The organism is Pigmentiphaga sp. (genome assembly GCF_033795525.1).
Lineage (GTDB): Bacteria > Pseudomonadota > Gammaproteobacteria > Burkholderiales > Burkholderiaceae_B > Pigmentiphaga.
Genome location: NZ_JARYGM010000002.1, coordinates 376,720 through 400,977, shown reverse-complemented (window position 1 = coordinate 400,977; position 24,258 = coordinate 376,720). Strand labels below are relative to the sequence as shown.

The 24,258-nt window shown below is 66.1% G+C and carries 21 protein-coding genes and 1 tRNA gene; 10 read left to right on the top strand and 12 right to left on the bottom strand.

Annotated features, from left to right (window positions below; all coding sequences use genetic code 11):
- Positions 1–70: 70 nt before the first annotated feature.
- Both thrS and QHC78_RS06615 read right to left on the bottom strand, forming a co-directional pair.
- Positions 71–2,017, bottom strand: a complete 1,947-nt coding sequence (gene thrS, locus QHC78_RS06620) for a threonine--tRNA ligase (RefSeq protein WP_319743093.1) — start codon at positions 2,015–2,017, stop codon at positions 71–73.
- 248 nt (positions 2,018–2,265) lie between these two features.
- Positions 2,266–3,567, bottom strand: a complete 1,302-nt coding sequence (locus QHC78_RS06615) for a citrate synthase (RefSeq protein WP_319743092.1) — start codon at positions 3,565–3,567, stop codon at positions 2,266–2,268.
- Between the two features lie 148 nt (positions 3,568–3,715).
- Between QHC78_RS06615 and QHC78_RS06610 the strand changes: the two genes are divergently transcribed.
- Both QHC78_RS06610 and QHC78_RS06605 read left to right on the top strand, forming a co-directional pair.
- Positions 3,716–4,714, top strand: a complete 999-nt coding sequence (locus tag QHC78_RS06610; RefSeq protein WP_319743091.1) for a tripartite tricarboxylate transporter substrate binding protein — start codon at positions 3,716–3,718, stop codon at positions 4,712–4,714.
- A 48-nt stretch (positions 4,715–4,762) separates the two neighbouring features.
- The gene (locus QHC78_RS06605; RefSeq protein WP_319743090.1) at positions 4,763–5,494 is read left to right on the top strand and encodes a class II aldolase/adducin family protein; all 732 of its coding nucleotides are present in this window, start codon (positions 4,763–4,765) and stop codon (positions 5,492–5,494) included.
- A gap of 72 nt (positions 5,495–5,566) precedes the next feature.
- On the opposite strand, the gene QHC78_RS06600 is transcribed toward QHC78_RS06605, so the two are convergent.
- From QHC78_RS06600 to QHC78_RS06590, 3 genes are all read right to left on the bottom strand, one after another.
- Positions 5,567–7,753: a xanthine dehydrogenase family protein molybdopterin-binding subunit gene (locus QHC78_RS06600; protein ID WP_319743089.1), complete on the bottom strand. Its 2,187-nt coding sequence runs from the start codon at positions 7,751–7,753 to the stop codon at positions 5,567–5,569.
- Positions 7,754–7,763: 10 nt separating this feature from the next.
- On the bottom strand, positions 7,764–8,225 hold the full coding sequence (locus tag QHC78_RS06595) for a (2Fe-2S)-binding protein (RefSeq protein WP_319743088.1): 462 nt from the start codon (positions 8,223–8,225) through the stop codon (positions 7,764–7,766).
- 129 nt (positions 8,226–8,354) lie between these two features.
- On the bottom strand, positions 8,355–9,326 hold the full coding sequence (locus QHC78_RS06590) for a LysR family transcriptional regulator (RefSeq protein ID WP_319743087.1): 972 nt from the start codon (positions 9,324–9,326) through the stop codon (positions 8,355–8,357).
- A 107-nt stretch (positions 9,327–9,433) separates the two neighbouring features.
- Between QHC78_RS06590 and QHC78_RS06585 the strand changes: the two genes are divergently transcribed.
- From QHC78_RS06585 to QHC78_RS06575, 3 genes are read left to right on the top strand one after another with little or no spacing between them, the layout of a single operon-like run.
- Positions 9,434–10,399 (top strand): Bug family tripartite tricarboxylate transporter substrate binding protein, encoded by a 966-nt coding sequence (locus QHC78_RS06585; protein ID WP_319743086.1) that lies wholly within the window; start codon positions 9,434–9,436, stop codon positions 10,397–10,399.
- A gap of 17 nt (positions 10,400–10,416) precedes the next feature.
- Complete coding sequence (locus QHC78_RS06580; protein ID WP_319743085.1) at positions 10,417–11,130, top strand: alpha/beta fold hydrolase; 714 nt, start codon at positions 10,417–10,419, stop codon at positions 11,128–11,130.
- A 48-nt stretch (positions 11,131–11,178) separates the two neighbouring features.
- Complete coding sequence (locus tag QHC78_RS06575; protein WP_319743084.1) at positions 11,179–11,703, top strand: cupin domain-containing protein; 525 nt, start codon at positions 11,179–11,181, stop codon at positions 11,701–11,703.
- Positions 11,704–11,804: 101 nt separating this feature from the next.
- Here QHC78_RS06575 and QHC78_RS06570 read toward each other — a convergent pair.
- The 3 genes from QHC78_RS06570 to ispD all read right to left on the bottom strand — a co-directional run bounded on the left by QHC78_RS06570 (position 11,805) and on the right by ispD (position 13,229).
- A tRNA-Val gene (locus QHC78_RS06570) sits at positions 11,805–11,881 on the bottom strand.
- Positions 11,882–11,970: 89 nt separating this feature from the next.
- The gene (gene ispF, locus QHC78_RS06565) at positions 11,971–12,522 is read right to left on the bottom strand and encodes a 2-C-methyl-D-erythritol 2,4-cyclodiphosphate synthase (RefSeq protein WP_319743083.1); all 552 of its coding nucleotides are present in this window, start codon (positions 12,520–12,522) and stop codon (positions 11,971–11,973) included.
- Positions 12,519–13,229 (bottom strand): 2-C-methyl-D-erythritol 4-phosphate cytidylyltransferase, encoded by a 711-nt coding sequence (ispD, locus tag QHC78_RS06560; protein WP_319743082.1) that lies wholly within the window; start codon positions 13,227–13,229, stop codon positions 12,519–12,521. The genes ispF and ispD overlap by 4 nt, the downstream gene beginning before the upstream one ends.
- Before the next feature lie 69 nt (positions 13,230–13,298).
- Between ispD and mfd the strand changes: the two genes are divergently transcribed.
- Genes mfd through QHC78_RS06545 form a run of 3 tightly spaced genes read left to right on the top strand, consistent with a single transcriptional unit; the run spans position 13,299 to position 18,379 of the window.
- Complete coding sequence (gene mfd / locus QHC78_RS06555; RefSeq protein ID WP_319743081.1) at positions 13,299–16,784, top strand: transcription-repair coupling factor; 3,486 nt, start codon at positions 13,299–13,301, stop codon at positions 16,782–16,784.
- A gap of 17 nt (positions 16,785–16,801) precedes the next feature.
- Positions 16,802–17,668, top strand: coding sequence for a phosphoserine phosphatase SerB (gene serB, locus QHC78_RS06550; protein ID WP_319743468.1), 867 nt, complete (start codon positions 16,802–16,804; stop codon positions 17,666–17,668).
- Positions 17,669–17,725: 57 nt separating this feature from the next.
- Positions 17,726–18,379: a TetR/AcrR family transcriptional regulator gene (locus QHC78_RS06545; RefSeq protein ID WP_319743080.1), complete on the top strand. Its 654-nt coding sequence runs from the start codon at positions 17,726–17,728 to the stop codon at positions 18,377–18,379.
- Between the two features lie 5 nt (positions 18,380–18,384).
- On the opposite strand, the gene QHC78_RS06540 is transcribed toward QHC78_RS06545, so the two are convergent.
- From QHC78_RS06540 to QHC78_RS06530, 3 genes are read right to left on the bottom strand one after another with little or no spacing between them, the layout of a single operon-like run.
- Positions 18,385–19,014, bottom strand: coding sequence for a DUF4286 family protein (locus QHC78_RS06540; protein ID WP_319743079.1), 630 nt, complete (start codon positions 19,012–19,014; stop codon positions 18,385–18,387).
- Positions 19,015–19,016: 2 nt separating this feature from the next.
- A complete protein-coding gene (locus QHC78_RS06535; RefSeq protein WP_319743078.1) occupies positions 19,017–19,979 on the bottom strand; it encodes a Bug family tripartite tricarboxylate transporter substrate binding protein in 963 nt (320 codons plus the stop codon).
- Between the two features lie 44 nt (positions 19,980–20,023).
- Entirely contained in the window at positions 20,024–20,947 is a 924-nt protein-coding gene (locus QHC78_RS06530; RefSeq protein WP_319743077.1) for an SMP-30/gluconolactonase/LRE family protein, read from the bottom strand.
- A 115-nt stretch (positions 20,948–21,062) separates the two neighbouring features.
- On the opposite strand from QHC78_RS06530, the gene QHC78_RS06525 reads away from it, so the two are divergent.
- Entirely contained in the window at positions 21,063–22,025 is a 963-nt protein-coding gene (locus tag QHC78_RS06525; RefSeq protein WP_319743076.1) for a LysR family transcriptional regulator, read from the top strand.
- Here QHC78_RS06525 and QHC78_RS06520 read toward each other — a convergent pair.
- On the bottom strand, positions 22,012–23,664 hold the full coding sequence (locus tag QHC78_RS06520; RefSeq protein WP_319743075.1) for an FAD-dependent oxidoreductase: 1,653 nt from the start codon (positions 23,662–23,664) through the stop codon (positions 22,012–22,014). The two genes, QHC78_RS06525 and QHC78_RS06520, sit on opposite strands and share 14 nt — an antisense overlap.
- A gap of 109 nt (positions 23,665–23,773) precedes the next feature.
- Here QHC78_RS06520 and QHC78_RS06515 point away from each other — a divergent pair, with 109 nt between their 5' ends.
- The gene (locus tag QHC78_RS06515) at positions 23,774–24,223 is read left to right on the top strand and encodes a MarR family winged helix-turn-helix transcriptional regulator (RefSeq protein ID WP_319743074.1); all 450 of its coding nucleotides are present in this window, start codon (positions 23,774–23,776) and stop codon (positions 24,221–24,223) included.
- The last annotated feature ends 35 nt before the right edge of the window (positions 24,224–24,258 follow it).

Below are 24,258 nucleotides of genomic sequence, written 5' to 3'. Positions count from 1 at the left end.
GGCCGCGCACGGCGGGCTGCCCCGCCGCCAGCACGGACCGTGCCCGGGACCGGAGAGGCCGGCCATGCGTCTATGAATTGGCAGCAGCTTCCGGATTGCGGCGTTCGGCCACGTCAGCGGCGAGCCGCGACGAGTATGCATCGAGCGGGAGTACCCCCAGATCGACGCCGCCGCGGGCGCGTACGGCCACCGATGCAGCTTGCCGTTCTTTCTCACCTACGACGAGGATATAGGGAACTTTTTGCAAGCTGTGCTCACGGATTTTATAGGTGATCTTTTCACCGCGCAAATCCGCATCGACTCTAAATCCTTGTTTTTTCAGGGTTTGCGCGACACTTTCGGCATATTCCGCGGTTGCCTCCGATATATTGCACACGACGGCCTGCACCGGCGCCAGCCACGGCGGCATCGCGCCGCCGAAATGCTCGATCAGCATCCCGATGAACCGCTCCATGGAGCCCAGAATGGCCCGGTGCAGCATGACCGGTGTCACCCGCTGGTCGTTCTGGTCCACGTATTCAGCCCCCAGGCGGCCGGGCATAGAAAAGTCGACCTGGATCGTCCCGCACTGCCAATGGCGGCCGATTGCGTCCTTGAGCGTGTATTCGATCTTGGGGCCGTAGAACGCCCCGTCCCCCGGGCTGATCTCGAATTCGCAGCCGGAACGGCGCAGGCTTTCGATCAACGCATGTTCGGCCTTGTCCCAGACCTCGTCCGAGCCGATCCGGCTTTCGGGCCGCGTGGCGATCTTGTAGAGGATCTCGGTAAAGCCGAAATCCCGATAGACGCGCTGCAGTTGTGACGTAAAGGCCACGCACTCGTCCAGGATCTGGTCTTCGGTACAAAAAATGTGGCCGTCATCCTGCGTAAAGCCGCGCACCCGCATCATGCCGTGCAGCGAGCCGGAGGGCTCGTTGCGATGGCACTGCCCGAATTCGCCGTAACGCAGCGGCAGGTCGCGGTACGAATGCAGGTTGGCCTTGAAGATCTGGACGTGGCCCGGGCAATTCATGGGCTTGAGCGCGTAGTAGCGGTTTTCCGACTCCGTCGTGAACATGTTGTCACGGTAATTGTCCCAGTGGCCCGTTTTTTCCCAGAGCGAGCGGTCGAGGATCTGCGGCGCCTTGACCTCCTGGTAGCCGCTGTCGCGGTAGACGCTCCGCACGTACTGCTCCACCTGCTGCCAGATGGTCCAGCCCTTGGGATGCCAGAACACCAGGCCCGGCGCCTCGTCCTGGAAGTGGAACAGGTCGAGGTCGCGCCCCAGCCGGCGGTGATCGCGCTTTTCGGCCTCTTCCAGCATCTTCAGGTAGGCGTCCTGGTCTTCCTTCTTTGCCCACGCGGTGCCATAGATGCGCTGGAGCATTTCGTTCTTGCTGTCGCCGCGCCAGTAGGCGCCGGCCACCTTCATCAGCTTGAATACCTTGAGCTTGCCCGTGGAAGGCACGTGCGGGCCGCGGCACAGGTCGACGAAATCGCCCTCGCGGTACAGCGTGATCTTCTGGTCGGCGGGAATCGAGGCGATGATCTCGGCCTTGTACTTCTCGCCTATCGAGTTGAAGAAATCCACGGCGTCGTCGCGCTTCCACTCTTCGCGGGTGACGATTTCGTCCTTCTTGGACAGCTCCATCATCTTGTTCTCGATGGCGGCCAGGTCTTCGGGCGTGAAGGGACGCGAATACGAGAAATCGTAGTAGAAGCCGTTCTCGATGACCGGGCCGATGGTGACCTGCGCTTCCGGATACAGCGACTTGACGGCATAGGCCAGCAGGTGGGCCGTCGAATGGCGGATCAGGTCCAGGCCTTCCGGATCTTTGCCGGTGACGATGGACAGTTGGGCATCGCGCTCTATGGCGTAGCTGGTGTCGACCAGGGTGGGTTCGCTGCCTTCATAAGTGACGCGGCCGGCCAGGGCGGCCTTGGCCAGCCCGGCGCCTATCGACGCGGCGACATCGGCCACCGTGACGGGGCCCGGGAATTCACGCTGGGAACCATCGGGCAGCGTTACCTTGATCATTGAAGCGACCTCGAATATTGCGTCAAAAAAAAAGCGGCTTTGCGCCGCGTCGTTTACTTCTGCAGGACCGGGCGCCATGCCCGGCGGGAGGGGACGATACACGCCCCGGGAAAGTCAACGCGGCTGACCGGCGATGTTTCCCGAGGTAGTTCGTTCGAGCATGGAAAAAACGCTCATGCTGCCCTTGCCCCGTGTCCTGCGCAAAATGTGTCCTGCGTAAATATGTACGGTTGGTGTACCAACGTTGCTTAGGATTTTAGCACAGCGCCCCCCTGCGGCCCAGCTTGGAACAAGCCGCGCGGCCGCAGGAAGAACCCGTTCAAGCGCTGCTCCAGCGCGTGTGCGATCCAACCGGCCGTACGCCCCATGCCCCAGACCGCGCTTGCGCTGCCCGGCGGCAGGTCCCACGCAGCGCAAACGGCGACCAAGCCGAACTCTATCCGGGGGGGCATGCCCACCCGCGCCTGGATTTCGTCGAGAAAACGCAGCAGCAACTCCGAACGCCGCGTCTGCCGTGGACGCTCGCGAGCCATCCGTATCAATTGGGCCGCACGCGGGTCCCCCTGGGGATAGGATTCGATGCCGAACGGCAGGGACCGTGCACGGTCGCTCACCACGCGGGACACCCATGCGTCGAGCTGGGCGGAGGAACGAATGCCGGCAAGCGTATCGTCGATGCGGTCGCATCCGCCCGCCAGCCCGGTGCCCGATAGCGCCGCCAGCGCCGCGCCCACGCAAGCATGCAGTTCGGCGCCGACCGAAGCGGCAATCCGCGCACTGAAAGTGGGCGGCGAGAGTTCGTGGTCGGCGCTCAGGATCAGCATCGCATCGAGGGCTTGCAACAACTCCGCGGAGACCTCCTGTCCCAAGGCCTCGGCGATGTGATGGGCCACAGGTTTGGCGCCGGCGGGCGGTCGATACTTGCGCTGCGGCGACAGGAAACCGCAGCAACCGGCAAAGGCCAGCACGAGCTGGCGGGCGTCCGGGATCTGGGTGCCGCTGCGGACCTCCTCGTCCACCGACCCCCCGCCCAGCGCCAGCGCGGCAGCTTGGAACGTCCGGATCATGCGAGGCGATGCACCCGGCTCAGGGGCCATGCCGCGCAAGGCCAGCCTCAGGCGCGCCGGCGTGACCCCTGCGTGCCAGACACTCGCCCCATGCGGCAGCACCCCGGTCCACAGCAGTTCGGCGACGTTCTCGAAAATGCCTGGGTAATCGACCAGTTCGCTGGCCAGGTGGCCACGGTAGCGCGGGCCTGCCGGCGTGATTTCCGTAATGCCGGTATCGATTACCGGCTGCCCCCACCTCAGCGCCGTCGCCGCGACGGCGCCGTGCCCGAGCCGCGCCTGGCTGCGGGTGCGCAGCCCCTCGACCTCATCCCTGAGGTAGAGCCGAGTCTTGCGCCCTGGCTGAGCCACCGGATGCAACAGCCCGCGGCTGACATAGGTGTAAAGGGTGGCGGCCTTGACCTGCAGGATGCGACAGGCCTCCCGGGAATCGATGAAGCCGCCGGCTGACCAGGCGTCGACCACGGCAGAGCGAGCATTCATAGAGAGGCCCGAGCCCCGGCATGGGAAAAATGGCAATACATCGATTATGCGATCGAGATTGATTCGATGTAAATCGATCCATAAACTTTTACCCACATACAAGCGGAACCGGAAGCGTCCGGCCGCTTCGATACATGGAGACAAGCACATGACTCAGCACACAGCCGGCATACGCCGCGCCATGGCCGCGCTCGCCCTGACCGGGGCTGCCACGCTCGCGCCGCCCGCCATGGCGCAGGCCGGCGCCTACCCTTCCCGACCCGTCACCATCGTCGTGCCCTTCCAAGCCGGGGGCGGCGCCGACACCGTCGCCCGCATGCTCGCCACCAACATCGGCCGGCACTTGAACGGGCAGACGGTGATCGTCGACAACCGCGCCGGCGCATCCGGCAACATCGGCGCGAACTACGTTTCGCGCGCCCCGGCCGACGGCTACACCTTGCTGCTGACCAACAGCACCATGACCATCAACGCCGCCTTGAATTTCACTCAGGGCTACGACGTCAAGAAAGACCTGCAACCGCTCGCATTGCTGGTGTCCTCGCCGGTGGCGGTGGGCGTGAACAGCGGCTTGCCTGCCAAGAGCATCGCCGAACTCGTCGCCTATACGCGTACCCACTCGGGCAAGACCAACTATTCGTCCTGCGGCAATGGCTCGCCCCAGCACTTTGCCGGCGAGGCCTTCAACCAGTCCGCCAAGGTCGACATGGTGCACGTGCCCTATAACGGCTGCGCCCCCGCCATCAGCGACGCGCTGGGCAACCAGGTACCCATCCTGTTCAGCACCGTTCCCAATATGGCGCCGCACGCCAAGACAGGGAAGTTGCGCATGCTGGCCGTCGCCTCGTCCAAGCGCCTCTCGTTCATGCCGGACGTGCCGGCAATGGCCGAAACGCCCGAGTTCAAGGATATCGACATCACCGTCTGGTTTGGCCTGTTCGCGCCGGCCGCCACGCCCCCTCAAGTGCGCCAGCGCATCGAACAGGCGGTGCTCGCGACCCTGGAGGATCCGAAGCTGAGGCAGGACTTCCAGGCGCGCTACTACGAAGTGGATGCGCTGGGTGCCGACGGCATGGCTCAGCAGGTACAGAAAGACCTCGGCATGTACGCGCAGCTGGCCAAGCAGGCAGGCATCAAGCTCGAGTAAGGCCGGCCCCCGCTACCCGCCTTCCCTTCCCTCTTTCAGGAACAAAGCATGTCTACTACGACCTCATCCGGCGCCCATGTGCTGGACACGTTGATCGACGACCTGGTCGTCGCCAATCGGGTGCTGGCGAAGTACAACGTCCTCGACGGTTTCGGCCACGTCAGCGTCCGCCACCCCGATCGGCCGGAGCACTTTCTGCTGTCCCGCTCGCTGGCTCCCGAACTGGTCACCGCGGCGGACATCATGGAGTTCGACGCCGACTCCAATCCCGTCGGCGGCGATACCCGCACGCCCTACCTCGAACGCTACATCCACGGCGAGATCTATCGTGCCCGGCCCGACGTGCAGGCCGTGGTCCATAGCCATTCGCCATCCGTGATCCCGTTCGCCAGTTCATCGGTCCGGCTGCGGCCCATCTATCACATGGCGGGTTTCCTGTCGGGTGGCGCACCGGTGTTCGACATCCGGTGCTGCTTCGGGGCGACGGACCTGCTGGTACGTTGCCGCGAGCACGGCGTCGAGCTGGCCAGGACATTGGGGCAGCAGAACGTCTCGCTGATGCGTGGGCACGGCTTCGTGACCGTCGGAAGCGACATCCGGATCGCGGTCTACCGCGCGATGTACACGGAAACCAACGCCGCGCTGCAGCAGAAGGCCATAGGCCTGGGAGGCGAGGTGACCTACCTGGACGAGGCTGAAGCGGAAATGGCCGACACCATGATGGCGGGAGTCATGTTCCGGCCTTGGGAACTGTGGAAAAAGAAGGCCATGGAACCATAATCGACCGGGGCACTGCCCGGGCGGCGGCCCGCATGCCGCGAGGACGCCGCCCGGCCCGGTGATTCCGCCCCGCTATACCGTTTGCGGGAACGGCAGCGTGCGGATCCGCTTGCCCGTGAGGCGGGCCACCGCATTGGCTACGGCCGGCGCCACCGGAGGCAGGCCGACTTCGCCCATGCCGCCGGGCGGGTTGTCGGTGGGCAGCACCTTGACCTGCACGACGGGCGCCTGGTTCGCGCGCAACAACGGATAGGTATCCAGGTTGTGCTGCTGTACCTGGCCGGCCTTGTACACCAGCCGCTCGCCCAGCGCGGCCGACAGGCCGAACAGCGCCGCCCCCTCGACCTGGACTTTGATGTTGGCCGGACTGATGGCATGGCCGCAATCGACGGCGGCCCAGACCCGGTGAACCACCGGACGGCCCTCGCGCATGGATACGTCGACCACCATGGCGATGAACGTGTTCCAGGCATCCGAGAAGGCCAGGCCGTACGCATGTCCCGGCTCACGCTGGCCTTCCCAACCGGCCATGGCCGCTGCCTCGCGCAGCACGGCTTGGGCGCGGGGCGCATCGGCGGTCAGGTCGAGCCGATACTGCAGCGGATCCTTGCCCGTCGCGGCCGCGATCTCGTCAATGAGGGTCTCGATGGAGAACTTGGTATAGCCGGCCCCTACCGCGCGCCAGAAGCTTACGTCCACGCCCCGCTGTTCCAGGCCGTGCTCCACCAGCTGATCGGGTATCCGGTAGACGCCGTCGGCGCCCTCCATGACGGGCGCATCCCGGCCGCCGGACTTGCGGTAGGCCTCGGGCGAAATCCTGGCGTAGATGCCTTCGGAAACCAAGCGGTGGCGCCAGCCGACGATACGGCCTTGCTCATCGAGTCCGGCCACCAGGTGCTGCGCCGTCATGGGCCGAGGCCTCGCGCGCTGGAAATCGTCCTCGCGTGTCCAGATGACCTGGATCGGCACCCCGGGCATGGCCTTGGCGATAAGCGCGGCGTCGAGACTGTAGTCGGCCTCGGCGCGCCGGCCGTACCCACCTCCCAGCAGCGTGATGTGGACCTTGATGTTCTCGGGCTTGTATCCCGCCCCCGCTGCCACGGTGCCTATCACTCCGGACGGCGTTTGCGACGGCACCCAGATCTCGATCGAATCGCCCTCGGCGCGAGCCGTGCAATTCATCGGCTCCATGGTGACGTGGGCAACGTGATCGGTCGTGTAGGTGGCACGGAAAACCCGCGCCGCGCCGGCCAGCTTTTGCGCCGCATCGCCGTGCTTGTGCCAGACGGCCCCGGCCTCTTCCAGCCGCTCGGCCCGCGCAACGAACTCCTTCAGGGCGGCCTCGCTATCGTAGGACCGCGCCTTGGCCTGCTCGGTCCACTTCACCTCGAGCAAATCCCGGGCCTTGCGGGCGGTCGCGAAGGAGTCGGCGACCACCGCGACCGCAGACGGCAGGCGCAAGACCTTCTTGACCCCCGGGACGGCCAAAGCCGCGCCGTCCTTGACTTCCTGCGGCTTCTCGTCTTGCACCGGCGGATGGAGGACCGATGCCCACAACATGCCCGGCAGCCGTACGTCCAGGCCGAAAGTCGCCGTTCCCTCGGATTTGCCCGGCACCTCGACCCGCGGAAGGTCCTTGCCGATGATGGTGAAGGACGACATAGGCTTGAGCATGCTCTTGTCGACCTTGGGCAGTTCGGCCGGCACCTTCGCGCCTTCGGCGAGCTCGCCGTAGGTCATGCGCCGTCCGCTGGGTCCATGGACCAGCGTGCTGCGCTCGGCACGGATCTCGGCGGCCGGCACGCCCCATTTCTGCGCGGCCGCCTGCACCAGCACCAGCTTGGCCTGCAGGCCGGACAGGCGCAGCATCTCGTAATAACCTTTGACCGTGCGCGACGAACCGGTCACCATCGCGCCGCCGAACCCCGGGTTGCCGAATCGCTTCGGATCGGCCGGCGCCTGTTCGACACGGACACGGTCCCAATCCAATTCCATTTCCTCGGCCACGATCATGGGAATGGCGGTCATGGTGCCCTGCCCCATTTCCGCCGCGGGCGAATAAATGACGGCGGTGTTGTCCGGCAAGAGGCTGACCCATGCCACGGGACTGAACCCGGTGGCGGGCACGGCCGCGGCCGCCTCCGGCAGCAAGCCATTGAGGCCCCGCTGCACCGGGCCCCAGCCGCCCAGCATGACACCTACGGCCGCCGCTCCGGTCCCTGCCATGAAAGCGCGCCGCGAAAGCTTGTTCGTTTCCATGCGTGGTCTCCTAGGTCGCGGATTTCTGGACACTGACCACCGCTTCGGCGATCTGGTTGTACGTCCCGCACCGGCACAAGTTGCCTGCCATGCCGTCGAGCACCTGTTCGCGGGACAACGGACCGTCCGCTTCCTTCAAAATGCCGGCGGCCGTCATCAACTGGCCGGACTGGCAATAGCCGCATTGCGGCACTTGGTGCGCGATCCAGGCCTTGCGCAGGGCTTTGCCGGCGTCCGTCTCCATCAGGCCTTCCACGGTCGTGACGGCGGCTCCTTTGACCGCCTCGGCCGGCAGCACACAGGAGCGCGTCGGCTGCCCGTTCAAGTGGACGGTACACGCCCCGCACTGCGCCATGCCGCATCCGAACTTCGTGCCGGTGAGCTGGAAATTTTCGCGCAGGACCCACAACAGGGGCTTGTCGCCGGCAACGTCGGCCGACACCTGCTTGCCATTGAGCGTGAATTCGATCACGGGCTTCTCCTTGAACTTGGAATCGCGGCCATCCTGTGGCCTTGGCTGGCGACGGCCGAACGGTCCGGCCGTGCTGCCTGCGCCATGCTAGCGGATAGGTGGCGCAAATGCCACGGGTTTTGAACACGTTCATCCATTTGCAGGCAACCGCGGATGAACCCGCACCCTGCCGTCTACGCTCGTGCGGTGCTTGAGGTCGGCCGCCGCACTCTCGATCTGGCGCACCAGCGCCGCCGCTTCCGGGGCGAGCGGCCGCACCGCCGAGTAATACACCTCGGTCCACAGCACGATCCGCGGCCGGAAAGGACGCAGGACGATGTCCGGGAAAATGCCCTTGGCCAGCAGCAAGGGATTGATCAGGGCGATACCCACCGCTTCCCGCACCAGCGCGCACGCCGCCAGCGAATTCCTCGCCAGCACCGGTGCGCGTACGGGCACGCCGGCTTCATTGAGCGTCGCCTCTACGAGAATCGTGGTCGGAGAGTCGTCCGGCAAGGCGATCAGCGTTTCCCCGTGCAGGTCGTCCGGCCGGACCACCGAGCGCCCCGCAAGCCGGTGGCCGGGGGGAAGCGCCGCCACCAGCAAATCTTCCGAGACGGTGCGGCGCTCGCATAGATCCAGGTTGCTGGCCGACTGCGGCAGCGGCTGGTTGGTCACGCCCAGGTCTACCTCCTGGTGCGCGACCAATTCGAGCGTATCGTGCGGCGTCTCGACCCGCAGATCCACTTCCACGTCCGGAAAGTCCTGGCGCAGCCGCTTGATGGCTTGCGGCACGATGGCGATCAGCGGCGGCGCATGCGCAGCGATGGTGACCCGGCTGCGCTTGCCTCTTCCCAGCTCATACGCCATGCCGAGCGCGAAATCCAGCTGCTGGGCGGCACGCTGGGCGTGCGGAAGCCATTGCCTGGCGGCTGCGGTGGGCCGGAGCCGACCTGCCGAGCGGTCGAACAGCGCCACCCCGGTTTCCTGCTCCAGCAGGCGCAGAAGCTTGCTGACCGCCGCCTCCGACACCCCTAGCTTGAGCGCGGCTTCGGCCAGGCTGCGGCTTTTCATGACGGCTGCGAAAACCCGCAAGTGGCGGCTGGTCAGGACCCGAGGCATAGGATGGCCTTAACTGGAAGTTAAGTGAATTTAGGCAAAGCGCGCCGCCTGCGCAACCTACACTGGCCACTCGCCGTCATCCCGCCCGTCATTGTCCAGGAGCCTCCATGCTATCCAGAATGCTCGGGGCAGTCGCCCTGTCCGTCCCCTTCCTCGCTGGCGCCCAATCGCCGTCGTTTCCCCAGCAGCCGGTAAGCATTGTCGTCACCACCGCCCCTGGCGGCTCGGTGGACGCCATTGCCCGGGCCATCGCGGCAGACCTCGGCAAGGCCTTCGGCAAACCGGTGGTGGTGGAAAACCGGCCGGGCGCCAACGGCAACATCGCTGCCATGCATGTCAAGAACGCGGCTCCCGATGGCCATACGCTGCTGATGCTGAGTTCCAGTACCTTTACGCTCAACCCGTTCGTTCTGGACCGCGTACCGTTCGACCCGCAAAAAGACTTCGCTCCCGTCGCCATGACTGCCGGACTCAACATGGTGCTGGTGGCCGGCCCCACCGTGAAAGCGGCCAGCCTCGACGAACTGCTGTCCACCATGAAAGCTCGCCCCGGACAACTGAACTATGGCTCGTCGGGCAACGGTTCGCTGCCCCAGGTGGCGGCGGAACTGCTGGCGAAGCGCACCGGCACCCGCGCCACCCATGTTCCCTACAAGGGAATCGCGCCGGCGTTGAACGATCTTCTGGCTGGCCAGATCGACTTCATGTTCGACTCCGGCACCGCCATGCCCCACATCAACGCCGGCAAGCTGCGCGCCCTGGCCGTGATCGGTCCTAATCGCCTGTCCATATTTCCCGACGTCCCCACGTTCAAGGAAGCCGGCGTGGAGGGCATGGAAGTGGCGGCCGGCTGGCACGGCATCTTCGCCCCGGCCGGCACCGATCCGGCCATCGTCGAACGGCTCAATGCCGAGATCAACCGCAGCCTGGCGTCCGCCGCAATGCGGGACCGCATGGCCAGCATGGGCTTTGAAAGCGTGGCGCTGCCGGCCGCGGCCCTGGGCCGTGCCCTGCGCGAGGACCTGCAACGCCTGGGGCCCGTCGTCAAGCAGGCCGGCATCACCGCGTACTGAACGGGTCCGGCCACGGCATGATGGGTACATCCGACCGCGTTCCGCTGGTGCTCATTCCAGGCCTGCTCTGCAATGAAAGGCTTTGGGAGCCGCAGCAGGCGGCGCTGCACGACCGGGCACACATCTGGATCCCCGACATCTCCGGCCTGCGATCGCTTTCCGAGGCGGTTGACCGGATACTGGCCGAGGCGCCCTTTGAACGATTCTCGCTGGCGGGCCTGTCCATGGGCGGCTACATGGCCGCGCTGGCCACCTTGCGCGCCCCTGTCCGCGTCCAGCGGCTGGCGCTGCTGAATACGCGGGCCCAGGCTGTCGAGACCGAAGCCGGGCGCCGGCGCCGCGCCGCGCAGATCGAGTTGGCGCGGCGTGACTTCCCGGCGGTGATCGAACAACTGCTATGCGCCCTGCTTCGGCCTGCCGCCATGGCCGACGCGAGCCTGGTGAGCGCAGTCAGGGACATGTCGCTTGCCATGGGCGCCGACGTGTTCATACGACAGCAGGCAGCCAACATGACCCGTCCGGCGATCGCCGGGATGCTGGGTCGCATCGCCTGCCCGACCTGGATCATCGCCGGCGACCAGGACGCCATCGCCCCGCTGGACAGCCAGCACGCGCTGGCCGCTGCCATCCCGTCTGCCCGGCTGCGCGTGCTCCCGGACTGTGGACACTTGTCCACCCTCGAACACCCCGCAGCCGTCAACCAATTGTTAAGCCAGTGGCTGAGCGGCTGAGCGGCTGAGCCGCGGCGCCATACGCACAGACAACACGAAGGAGGAAACATGACATTGCAACCTACCGCCCCCGCTCCCGCATCCGCCGGCGAGTCCATCGAACAGATAGGACGGCGCCATGTGGCACGTTTTCGAGACCGCCGGCCCGACTGGGAAGCCTTCGAGGATGCCAAACTGGAGGGGTTCCGGCGAGCCCAGCACCGCTTCATCGGCGCGGGCGGCTCCAGCAAGCATGGCGACCCGACCGTCATCCCACCGTTGGGCTTCACGCTCAGCGTCATGTTCGTGCCGCCCGGCCAGGGCAATGCCGCCCACACGCACGAAGTGGAAGAAGTCTTTTTCGTGCTCCAAGGCTTCCTGGACGTGTTCCTAGAGGATGCGGCCGGCAACCGCTTCGAAACGCGCCTGGGTCCTTGGGAATGTATCTCGTGCCCGCCCGGCGTCATGCATGGCTACTTGAACGCCAGCCTGGAACCGGTCTATTTCCAGGTCATGCTGGGCAAGTCCCGGCCCGCCGCCCTGCACTACCAGGACGAAGCCTTGCGGGCAGCGGTAGCCGCCCGGCCCGCTTAAGGCTTCTGGCCGGGTGCCCATGATCGGGTATCCGGCATCGCATGCCGGGCGCCGCATGCAAAAAGGCCCGGCACGAAAACTCGTACCGGGCCTCTGGAATCTGGTAGGCGCGATTGGATTCGAACCAACGACCCCCACCATGTCAAGGTGGTGCTCTAACCAACTGAGCTACGCGCCTGCTGTCTTGCAGCAAAGAAGCAAAATTCTAACGGGAATTTCGTTAGTGTGTCAAATGGCCGGCACGCCACCAGTTGGCGCTCCGCACGGTCAATCTCCGGCATACAAGTCCTCGACCAGGAAGGTGTCGGGCTTTCTGGCCAGCAGCGCGACGACGGTAGCTGCGATACCCTCCTTGCGCCCCAGGAATCCCAGTGCTTCGTTGGTCTTGGCCTTGATGTTGACGCATGCGGGCGGCACGCCCGTATCGGCGGCGATATTGGCCACCATGGCAGCGGCGTGCGGGCCGATCTTGGGCGCCTGCGCATGGACCGTGGCATCGATGTTGACCAGCATCCAGCCTGCCTCGTCCACCCGCTGCCTGGCCGTACGCAGCAACAGGCGGCTGTCGGCCCCCGCATAGGCAGGATCGGTGTCGGGAAAATGGCGGCCGATATCGCCCAGCCCCGCTGCGCCCAGCATGGCATCGGTGACGGCGTGCAGCAGCACATCGGCGTCGGAATGGCCAAGCAGGCCATGGGTATGCTCGATCCTGACCCCGCCGATAATAAGAGGCCGGCCTTCGGCCAGCGCGTGAACGTCATAGCCTTGCCCGATGCGATAGGGATAGGCGGCCGGGTCGATGTGCTTGTCTTGGTTCATGCGTCGTCCAATAATTTTTCCATCAGTGCGAAGTCCTGGGGCCAGGTTACTTTGAAGTTCGACAGCGTGCCTGCCACCAGCCGCGGCGCCAGGCCCAGGGCCTCCACCGCGCTGGCTTCGTCGGTAATCGGCAGGCCCCGCACCTGTGCATGCGCCAGCGCCTTGCGCAACAAGCCCGCCCGGAACATCTGCGGAGTCTGTGCCTGCCAAAGCCCCTCCCGCGATACCGTCCGCTCAACCCTTGGCGGCGCGTCTTCCAGCTGGGCCTTGATCGTATCGGCAACGGGTACCGCGACCAGTCCCCCTACTTCGTCGCCCAGGCAAGCATCGACGAGGGCACGCAGGACGGTCTCGGACAGTCCGGGGCGTGCGGCGTCGTGCACCAGGATCCAATCCTCGGACTGCGCCTCGCAGCGCGCCAGTGCGTTGGTCACCGTCTCGGCGCGCGTGGCGCCTCCGCACGGCACGCAAACGACCCGTGGCAGCCCATCGAGCGCCGCCCCGGCCCATGCATCGCCGGCACTGACCGCCACGACCACGCGGGTGATGCGCTCATCGCGCAGCAGCGCGCGCACGGCGTGCCGCAGCATAGGCTGGCCGGACAGCAGGCGATATTGCTTGGGCAGCGCTCCATCTTCCGGGGCAGCGGCGCGGGTTCCCGTGCCCGCGGCGGGCACGATGGCGATCAAGGAGGTACTCGGTCTCATGGCTTCTATAATACGGAATTGCCGTCACGCCCGGGCCGGCCCGCAGGCGACGATCTTCCCGCGAAACCGATGTCCCTCCCAGCCAGTACAGAGTCCACGTCCTCCTCCCCTGCCCGTACGCCATCCGCCTGTGTCCCGTCGGCGCTGACGCAATCCGTGCTGGCCGCTCTCAAACCCGGCGAACGCTACGCGCAGCCGCGGCCACCCGGTGCCGGCGATGCGTGGCTGCTCGCAGACCTGGCCCGGCAGGCAGGCAAGCCGCTGGTCGTGCTGGCCGCCGATCCCGTCGATGCCTTGCGGCTGGCCGAGGAAATCCGTCTGTTCGCGCCGCAACTGCGCGTGCATCAGTTTCCCGACTGGGAAACCTTGCCCTACGACGCCTTCTCGCCCCACGAAGATCTGATTTCCGAGCGGCTAAAGGCCTTGCACGCCTTGTTGCAGCAGAGCGTGGACGTCCTGACCGTGCCGGTCACCACCGCCCTCTACCGCCTGGCCCCGCCATCGTTCCTGGCGGCCTATACGTTCTCTTTCAAGCAAGGCGACAGGCTGGACGAGGCCGCATTGCGGTCCCAGTTGACCCTGGCCAATTACGCGCACGTCACGCAAGTCACCGCGCCCGGCGAGTTCTGCATACGCGGCAGCCTCATCGACCTGTTTCCTATGGGCTCGGCTCTGCCTTACCGGCTGGACCTGTTCGACGACACCATCGAGTCCATACGCAGCTTCGATATCGATACCCAGCGCAGCCTGTATCCAGTCAAGGAAATACAGCTGCTGCCGGGCCGCGAGTTTCCCATGGACGAGGCCGCCCGCAACGAATTCCGCGCGCGCTTCCGGGAGGTATTCGAAGGCGACCCTTCACGGGCCATGCCCTACAAGGACATCGGCAATGGCATCGCGTTTCCCGGCGTCGAGTACTACCTGCCGCTGTTCTTCGACGAGACTGCCACGCTGTTCGACTACCTGGGCGACCAGACCATCGCGGTCACGCTGGGTGACGCGGACGACGCGATCCGCCGCTTCCTGCAGGACACGGCCAGCCGCTACGAGTTTCTCAAGAGCGACCGGGAACGTCCCATCCTGCCGCCGGCCCGCATTTTCCTCGATGCCGACGGGTTGTTCGGCCACCTCAAGCGCTTCGCGCGCCTGGCGCTGACGGGTGGCCAAGCGCACCCGGCGTTCACCTCGCCGCCCGACGTGGCGGTCCAGCGCAAGGCCGATGACCCCGTGGCGCGGCTGCGCGCCGTGGCCGGACGCCGGGACCTGCGGGTGCTGCTGTGCGCGGAATCGGCCGGACGCCGGGAAACCATCGCCCAGATGCTGGCGGAGTTCGGGCTCAACCCCGATCCGGTCGACGCCATCCAGGACTTCCTCGCGGCTCCGCATTCCTTCGCCATCGGCATTGCGCCGCTTTCTTCGGGCTTCGGCCTCGTCGATGCGCAGCTGCTGTTCCTGACCGAAAGCGACCTGTTCGCGGGCCATGCGGTGCGCCGCGGCAAGCGCGGCCAGGAACGCGCCAGCAACGTCGAGTCCATGGTGCGGGACCTTTCCGAGTTGCGGGTGGGCGATCCTGTCGTCCACGTCCAGCACGGTATCGGGCGCTACCAGGGCCTGGTCAGCATGGACATCGGCGAAGGCGAGATGGAATTCCTGCACCTGGAATATGCCGGCGGCAGCACCCTCTACGTGCCGGTTTCGCAGCTGCACGTCATTTCCCGCTACAGCGGGGCCGATCCCGAAACCGCTCCGCTGCACCAGCTCGGGTCCGGGCAATGGGAGAAGGCCCGCCGCAAGGCGGCCGCGCAGGCACGCGACGCCGCTGCCGAGCTGCTGAACCTCTACGCGCGCCGGGCGATGCGGCAAGGGCATTCGTTCAAGCTGCCCATGTCCGACTACGAAGCCTTCGCGGAGTCCTTCGGGTTCGAGGAAACGCCGGACCAGGCAGCGGCCATCCAGGCCGTGATCCAGGACATGACCTCCGGCAAGCCGATGGACCGGCTGGTGTGCGGCGACGTGGGCTTCGGCAAGACCGAGGTCGCCTTGCGCGCCGCCTTCATTGCAGTGGCCAACGGCAAGCAGGTCGCACTGCTCTGTCCCACCACGCTGTTGGCCGAACAGCATGCGCAGAACTTTGCCGACCGCTTCGCCGACTGGCCCGTCAAGGTGGTCGAACTGTCGCGCTTCAAATCGACCAAGGACGTCAACGCCTCGATCGAGCAGATCAACGACGGCCGCGTCGACATCGTCATCGGCACGCACAAGCTGCTGTCCGACAAGGTCCGGTTCAAGAACCTGGGCCTGGTCATCATCGACGAGGAGCACCGCTTCGGCGTACGGCAGAAAGAAGCCCTGAAGGCCCTGCGGGCGGAAGTCGACGTCCTGACGCTGACCGCGACGCCCATCCCGCGCACGCTGGGCATGTCGCTCGAAGGCATACGGGATTTCTCCGTCATCGCGACCGCGCCGCAAAAACGGCTTGCGATCAAGACTTTCGTGCGGCGCGAAGACGGCAGCACGATACGCGAGGCGCTGCTGCGCGAGCTCAAGCGCGGCGGCCAGGTGTACTTCCTGCACAACGAGGTCGAGACCATCCACAACCGCCGCGCCAAGCTCGAAGAACTGGTGCCCGAGGCCCGCATCGCGGTGGCCCACGGCCAGATGCCCGAGCGCGAGCTGGAACAGGTGATGAAGGGCTTCTACCAGCAGAAGTACAACGTCCTCTTGTGCACCACCATCATCGAAACCGGCATCGACGTGCCCACCGCCAACACCATCGTGCTGCATCGCGCGGACCGCTTCGGCCTGGCCCAGCTGCACCAGTTGCGCGGCCGTGTCGGCCGCTCCCACCACCAGGCCTATGCCTACCTGCTGACGCCGGGGGAAGACGCCATTACCAGCAACGCCAAGAAGCGGCTGGAAGCGATCCAGGCCATGGAAGAGCTGGGCTCGGGTTTCTACCTCGCGATGCACGACCTGGAAATCCGGGGCGTGGGCGAAGTCCTGGGAGAATCCCAATCGGGCAACATCCAGGAAGTCGGCTTCCAGATGTACACCGACATGCTGAACGAGGCCGTCAAGGCTTTGAAGAACGGGCGTGAACCGGACTTGACCGCCCCGCTCTCGGCCACCACGGAGATCAACCTGCATGTGCCTGCCCTGCTGCCCCAGGATTACTGCGGCGACGTCCACGCGCGGCTGGCCATCTACAAGCGGCTCGCCAACTGCGAAGATGCGGCGGACATCGACACGATCCAGGAAGAGCTGATCGACCGTTTCGGCAAGCTGCCCGAAGCCGCGCGCGCGCTGATCGAGATCCATCGCCTGCGGCTGGCCGCCAAGGCCGTGGGGGTCATCAAGATCGACGCCAGCGAAAGCGCCGCCGTCCTGCAGTTCGAACCCAATCCGCCCATCGACCCGATGCGCGTCATCAGCCTGGTCCAGAAGAACCGCCACATGCGGCTTTCCGGACAGGACAAGCTGCGCATCGAGATCAAGGGCACCGACCTGAAAGCCCGCGTCGATGCCGTACGCACGGTGCTGCGCTCGCTCGTCTGACCCCCTTCCTCCATCTCCTGCTCATGACCCATCTCGTTATCCAGGCTCCCGACCTTGCCCACGATGCCGTCGAACACCTTGCCCGCCTGGTGCATGCCGACAAGACGGTCGAACTGGTTCCCGGCGCCGTGCGTCTGATCAATGCGGACCATGCGGCCCCCGTGCGGACCCAGGTCGCGGCCTACTGCCAGGAAGCGCGGCTGGACTGGGCCTATGTAACGCCCGGGGCGCGCCTGGCGGACTGGAAGGTCCTGGCGATGGACATGGACTCCACCCTGATCAACATCGAGTGCATCGACGAAATCGCCGACATGGCCGGACTCAAGCCCCAGGTGGCGGCGATTACCGAAGCAGCGATGCGCGGCGAGATCGCCGATTTCAGCGAGAGCCTCGTGCGCCGGGTCGCATTGCTCAAGGGACTGCCCCTGGATGCCCTGGAGCAGGTGTACGTGGAACGGCTAGGGCTCAACCCCGGCGCCGAGCGGCTCGTGGCCACCGCGCATGAGCTGGGCCTCAAGACCCTGCTCGTGTCTGGCGGTTTCACCTGGTTCACCAGCCGGCTGCAGCAGCGCCTGCAATTGACGGAGGCCCATGCCAACACGCTGGAAGTGGAAAACGGGCGGCTCACGGGCAAGGTCGTCGGCACGATTCTGGACGCCGACGGCAAGGCCAACCACTTGCGGGCGTTCGCACAGCGCCACGGCGCCCCGCTGGCCCGCGCAATCGCCATGGGCGACGGCGCGAACGACCTGAAGATGCTGGGCCTGGCCGGCCTGAGCGTGGCCTACCACGCCAAGCCTGTCGTGCGCGAGCAGACCACCTACGCGCTCAATGTCTGTGGGCTGGATGGCGTGCTGAACTGGTTCGAGGATACCCTGGGCTGATCCGCGCGCGCTTCTGTTGTAGTGTTACGCACAGCCCACTATGAGGACACCTTCGCCATGCCAGCACGTCCCGCCAAGGTATCCGCGGAAGCGCCCCGCATCCGCGACGCCGAGCGCACGCGCCAGATCATCCTCGAGGCCGCGACCGACGAGTTCGCGGCACTGGGCCTGGGCGGCGCCCGCATGGATCGCATCGCCGAGCGCGCCCGGGTCGACAAGCGGCTGATCTACTACTACTTCAACAACAAGGACGACCTCTTCCTGGCCGTTCTCGAACGGGCCTATGCCGCGATCCGCCAAGCCGAGCAGGAACTGCATCTGGAAGCGCTGAGTCCCCCGGATGCCGTGCGCAAGCTGGTCGAGTTCACCTGGCACTACTACCTGGAAAACCCGGAGTTCCTGTGTCTGCTCAATAGCGAGAACCTGCACCAGGCCGCCCACCTGAAACGCTCCTCCCAGGTGCGCGAAATGCACTCCCCATTCGTGCAATGGCTGGCCGATATCCTGCGGCGCGGGCAGCAGCAAGGTCTGTTCCGCGATGGCGTCGATCCGGTCCAGCTGTATATCTCGATTGCCAGCGTGGCCTATTTCTATCTTTCGAACAAGTTCACGCTGTCGGAGATCTTCGGCCGGAACCTGATGGCGGCCCAGGCACTGGAAGAACGCCTGGAGCACATGGTCGACGTCATCCTGGGTTATCTGCGCCCCTGAGTGCCCTAGCGCTTGATCAGCGGCGTTCCGGTGGCCGTGTAGACCTGCGCGCTGACGTCCTCGGCGCCCTCGGTCAGTCCCCGTCCCGGCCGGGCAAGGAATGCGTCCACGTCGGGCCCGGCCGCCTGTTCCGCGCTGGCGAAGTCCAGGATCTCCAGATAACGGGCCGGATCGCGGGTCTGCTGGAACAAGCGATACTGGGTGCACCCGTCCAGGGCTGCGGCGGCGGCCCCTGCTTCCTGGGCGGCCGTTCCGCCCAGCGGCCGGGCGGAACGGAAAGCCCGCAACAGAACCGCGCCCGGGGCCTCCATATCGCGATGCACCACTGCCGCGATCCGGGCGAAATTCTGCCGTATGCGATCCTTGCCGAAGAACGTCCAGATCCGCCCCGACCAGGGGGTGGGATGCGTCACGACGTGCTGGAATCCGGGACTGTCCTCCACTCGCTCGTCTCGCGTCTCGTATAGGGCCAGAAACTTGGGGAAGGCAGTATCTGAGCAATAACGGCGGCCGCTGACGAACCCCTCCAGCCCCACGACCTGGGGAATATGCTCCAGCTCGTACCAGGCATGGAACTCCTCCTCGCGGTGCGGCGGCACGTGCAGCCAGACCGCGATCAATCCTGTTGCTTGCATGCTTACTCCACTTTGATATGGGCGTTGGCGATGACGCGCTGCCAGCGGTCCAGCTCGACATCGATCAGGCGGGCGAAGGCCTCGGGCCCGTCATCGGATGGATCCGCCCCGGCGGCAGCCAGCTGCGCTTGGACTTCCGGCTGCGCCAGGGCCTTGCGCAACTCGCCGTTCAAGCGGTCTATGACGGGGCGTGGCGTGCCGGCGGGTGCAATCAGCCCATACCAGGCCACGACCTCGGCACCCGCCAGGCCCGCCTGCGCAACGGTGGGGACACCGGGCAGCGCCGCCGATGGCTGCGGTCCTGCGATGGCAAGGGCTCGCAGTTGCCCGGACTTGATGAACGAAAGAACGGGCGGCACGCCGCTGAAGAGGATCTGCACGCGCTGCGCCAGCAGATCGGTCAATGCATCCTGGTTACCCTTGTAAGGTACGTGCACCACCTGGATGTTCGCCAGCGATTTGAACAGCTCGCCCGCAAGATGATTGGTGCTGCCTATGCCGGACGAGGCGAAATTGAGCTTGCCGGGATGCGCCCGTGCATACTCGACCAGCTCCTGCAGGCTGCGCGCGGGAACCGAGGGATGCACCAGCAGGACGTTGGGGCTGCTGGCGATTACCCCCACCGGAGCCAGGTCCCGCTTCGTGTCGAACGGCATCCTGGCCCCGTACAGCGCTGGATTGACCGTCATCGGCCCCGTCGTGCCTATGCCTATCGTGTAGCCGTCCTTGGGGGCCTTGGCGACCATGTCGACGCCGATGTTGCCGCCCGCCCCGCCCTTGTTTTCCACCACCACGGGCTGGCCCAGCTGTTTCGAGAGCGGCACGGCCAACGCGCGGGCGAGGATGTCGACCGTGCTGCCGGCGGCAAACGGCGCGATCAGCCGTATCGGACGCGACGGATAGTCCTCGGCGTGCGCAGGACCGAACGCGCACGCCAGCAAGCATGCAAGCGCGATGGGTTTCATGGTGTCTCCTCGTTGTTGGAAGAATAGTGGTCTCGCGAGACTGGTCAGCCGTCGGCGTCGCCATACAGAGGCAAACCCGGCACCGGCAGCGTTGCCGCCAATACGGCGCCTTGCTCGGCCTCGGTGATGAAGAGAACGCTGCGTCCGGGCCCGCCGTAGGCGACATTGGTGGTACGGCGGCCGGCGCAGGAGCGGATCCTGAATAGCGGTTCGCCGTACGGGCTGAACAGCCAGACCGTGCCTAGCCCTGCATGGACCACGGCGAGGTTGCCCGCCTGGTCCACCGCCAAGCCATCGGGTCCGGTGGGGCTGCCGGACAACTGGATGAAGCGGCCGACCTTGCCGGCGCGTCCTTCGGCATCCAGCGGTACGCTATAGATGGCGTTATCCCGCGTAATGGCCACGTACAGCAACCGTTCTCCCGGCGCGAAAGCGAGACCGTTCGGTCCGGCCAATCCGTCCACCAGCGTCTCCACCGATGCGCCGCCACGCCGCAGCCGGCAAAGGCGGCCTGTCGGGCGGTTCAAGGCGCTATCGCCCTGGTCGGTGAAGTAGAGATCGCCATTGGCAGCGAACAGCAAGTCGTTGATGCCTTGCAACATCCGGCGCTCGCTGGGTTCGAGCAAGGCTTCCGGCGCCCCGCCCGAAGCCGGCGCCACCATGATGCCGTGCCGCCGGTCGGCAATGAACAACCTGCCGTCGCGGTGAACCTTCAAGCCGTTGGGCTCCCCCTCGTAGCGGCAGGCCGGGACGAAGCGTCCCGCAGGATCGACCCGGAAAATCCGGCCATGGGCCAGGTCGGTGCAGAACAGGCTGCCATCCTGGCCAAAGGCAGGGCCCTCGAGGAACGAATGCAGCGGCCCCGCCCCTCGCGCGGCGATCCAGGGCGACGATTCGCCGGCAAGATGCAAGGCTGCGGGGAGCCTCGCGAAAATGCGAGTGGAGATCTCGGGAGGAGCGCCGTACATGGAGTGCCCGTACAAAAAGAACAGCTACCTATAATGACAGCCGACCTCCACGCCCGGGTAACGCTTTTTTGAGATGAGGCCATCTGGGTTCGCGATACCCGAGCCCCCACCAGCCATGGACTTGCGACGCCTGCGCTACTTCGTGACGATTCTGGAAACCGGCAGCTTTTCCCAGGCAGCCGAGAAACTGCACGTCGTGCAAAGCGCGCTGAGCGCGCAGATACAGAAACTCGAGGAATCGCTGGGAACCCGGCTGTTCGTGCGCGACGCGCATGGCGTGCGCCCGACGGCATCCGGACGCAAACTCCACGGCCACGCCCGCCGCATCCTCGACATGGTCGCGGCCGCCGAACGCGACATCAAGCAGGATGCCGCGCATGGCGGGGCGATCGTCCGCATCGGCATACCGAGCAGCATCAGCCGCATGATGGCGGTTCCGCTGCTTCAAGCCGTCGAAACCGTCCATGCGGACATCACGCTGCAGGTCGTCGAAGCGATGACAGACGAGCTGGAGGTCCTGTTGAGCCAGCGCAAGCTGGAGATGGCCATCCTGTTCGCCGTGGGCGACACCGCCAGCGACTACGCTACCGACTTCCTGCGCGACGAACCGCTATACCTGGTTTCGCCCCCCGGCCAGCGGCATGCCGCGCCCCGGCCGGTCCCCTTTGCCGATCTGGCCGGCTTCGATCTCGTCCTGCCGACCTTGCGGCATCGGGTGCGGCAAATGCTGTCGCGCGAAGCCGCCCGGCGCGGCCTGTCGCTCAGGATCAAGCACGAACTGGACTCCATGGCGCAGACCGTACAGTTGATCGCGTCCGGTAACGGCCATTCGGTCATGATCGTCTCATCCTTCATAGACGAGTGGATGGCCGGCCGCGTGCACGCCGCTCCGCTGTCCGACCTGTACACGACAGCCCGGGTCGTCCTGGCAACGGCCCACGGTGCCGCCTCTGCGCCGGTAGACGCGATCCGCGAGTTGATCGTTGCCACCGTGGCGCGGCTCGCGCGGCACGGCACGTGGCCCGACCGGCCCGCGGCCTTGCTGCCGTCGACCGCGCGCCTGGTCAGCGGCCAGTGACCCTGGCCAGTACTTGCCCCGCATCCCGGCCGTCCCCGCCGCGCCAAGCCACGATGTGGTCGGGCCGGATCAGGGCAAGGCGCGCCTCGTACAAGTCGCGCAAGCGATCTTCGTCGTGGCGGACGACGCCCAGGCTCACGCCGCATGCACGCGCCGCCTGGACGAAGGACTGGACCGCATCGTCCGGCGCCCCCAGGTCCAGCAGGGTCCACTCCGGGTGAAAGCTGTCGTACAGCGATCGCCCGTCCGCCAGCCACACATGGGGCGGGCGTCCTCCCGGGCAGGCCGTCGGCTGGTAGGCGTTCGGCATGTCGGCCGGCGGCAGGCTGCCATCGCCCACGATCACCGGAGAGGCGTCGTACCGCCCGCCGAACGTGACGCCCGGGATATTGAATTCCAGGCGCACATGACGATCCAGCTCCACCGCCGCCTCCCGGCGTGCCGCATCTCCGGCAGGGCCATCCTCGTCCAGCTGCGGACGGGCGACGAACAGGCCTATCGAATCGGCGAACTGCCTGGCGTAGCCGGTATTGCGCCGGGCCAGCGGCTGGCGCTCGGCCTCGTAACTGTCGAGCAAGGCCTCCGGTGCCTGGCCTCCTACCACGGCGGCCAGCTTCCATCCCAGATTCACCGCGTCTTCGACGGCGGTGTTATAGCCCAGGCCGCCCGTAGGCGTGAAAAGATGCGCGGCGTCTCCACCCAGGAATACCCGGCCGCGCTGCAGCCGCTCGGCCACCAGGGCATGGCCCGCGGTCCAGAGGCCGACCGACAATACCTCGATGGGAATGTCCTTGCCCAGGGCTTGGGCAAAAATGCGGCGCGCGTCGCTTTCGGTCCAACGCTCGGCATCCTCGTCGTCATGCACCGCAGCGTGGAAGGCGAACTCGCCCTTGCCATCCACCGACGCCATGAACGCCCGGCGGCGGGCGTTGACCGAGACGTACATCCATGCGCGGTCGTGCGGAACGGCCTCGTAGAATCCGGGGGCCCGCAGATAGACGGCGAACATACGCCCGCCCATGAAGTCCCGCCGCACGCCCGTCTGCCCCTCGTAGCCTATGTGCAACCGGGTGCGGACGAGGCTGCGCGGGCCGTCGGCGCCGACCAGGTAACGGGCACGCACCTGCAAGGCCTCGCCGCCCGACACCGGCGCCACCCGCGCGTCTACATGGGTACCCTGGTCCTCGAACTCCAGCAGTTTCCAGCCAAAGCGCACGTCGTTCGTTGGCCATGCCTCGGCATGGCGGCGCAAGCAGGCCTCGACATACTTCTGCGACACGCGGTGCGGCAGTTCGGCAGCACTCCACGAACCGCTCATGCCGCGTATGTCTTCCACCGCCCGCGCAGCGCCGGGCAAGCGCAGGCGCGCCAGCTCGTAGCCGGTGTAGCGGGTGAAGTAGGCGATATCGGTCGGGTAGTCGGCCGGCAGGCCCAGGGCGCGGATTTCCTTGGCGAACCCCAGGCGACGGAAGTGCTCCATCGTGCGCGCCTGGGTCGCATTGGCTTGGGGATTGAATGCCGTGCCCGGCTTCATGTCGACCAGCACACAGCGTACGCGTCGCGGTCCGAGCTCATTGGCCAGCATCAGCCCGCACGGGCCCCCGCCGACGATCAATACGTCGGTATCAAGAATCGGCACGGTATGGTCTCCTCCCCCGCACATGGCATACTGGCAATAATTCAGCAGCCTTATATTCAGGTTACCTAAATAAATGTCGCGAAACAAGCCGCGCGGCCGCAGCGGACGAATGCCCGATTACAGCTGGCGGCAAGCCAACGCCGGCCGCATACTGAGCAACGCGCTGCGGCGCTTCGAGGACCGGGTGCTGGAACTGCTTGCCCAGGCCGGCTACCCGGAAACCCGGCTCACGCACGTCAACCTGACCCGCCACCTCGATCTGGAGGGAACCCGCATGAGCGAGCTGGCCCGGCGTGCGTCGATGACCAACGCCGCCATGACGGAGCTGATCGACCAGTGCGTGCAACTGGGCCTGGTCCAGCGGCAAGCCGATCCGGCCGACCGGCGCGCCCGAGTCGTGTCGTTCACCGACCATGGCCGCGCGTGGCTGGACGCCTTCGGCGTGGCAGTCAGGCAGGCCGAGGAGGAGCTGGTCGCCATCCTCGGGCCCACGCACGCCACGCCGCTGTTGGAAGGACTGGGACGCTACGGCGCGCCGGTCGAGTCCATCGCGGCCTGACGCCGTCCTCGCCCGGTCCGGGCCTCGTTTTGCGC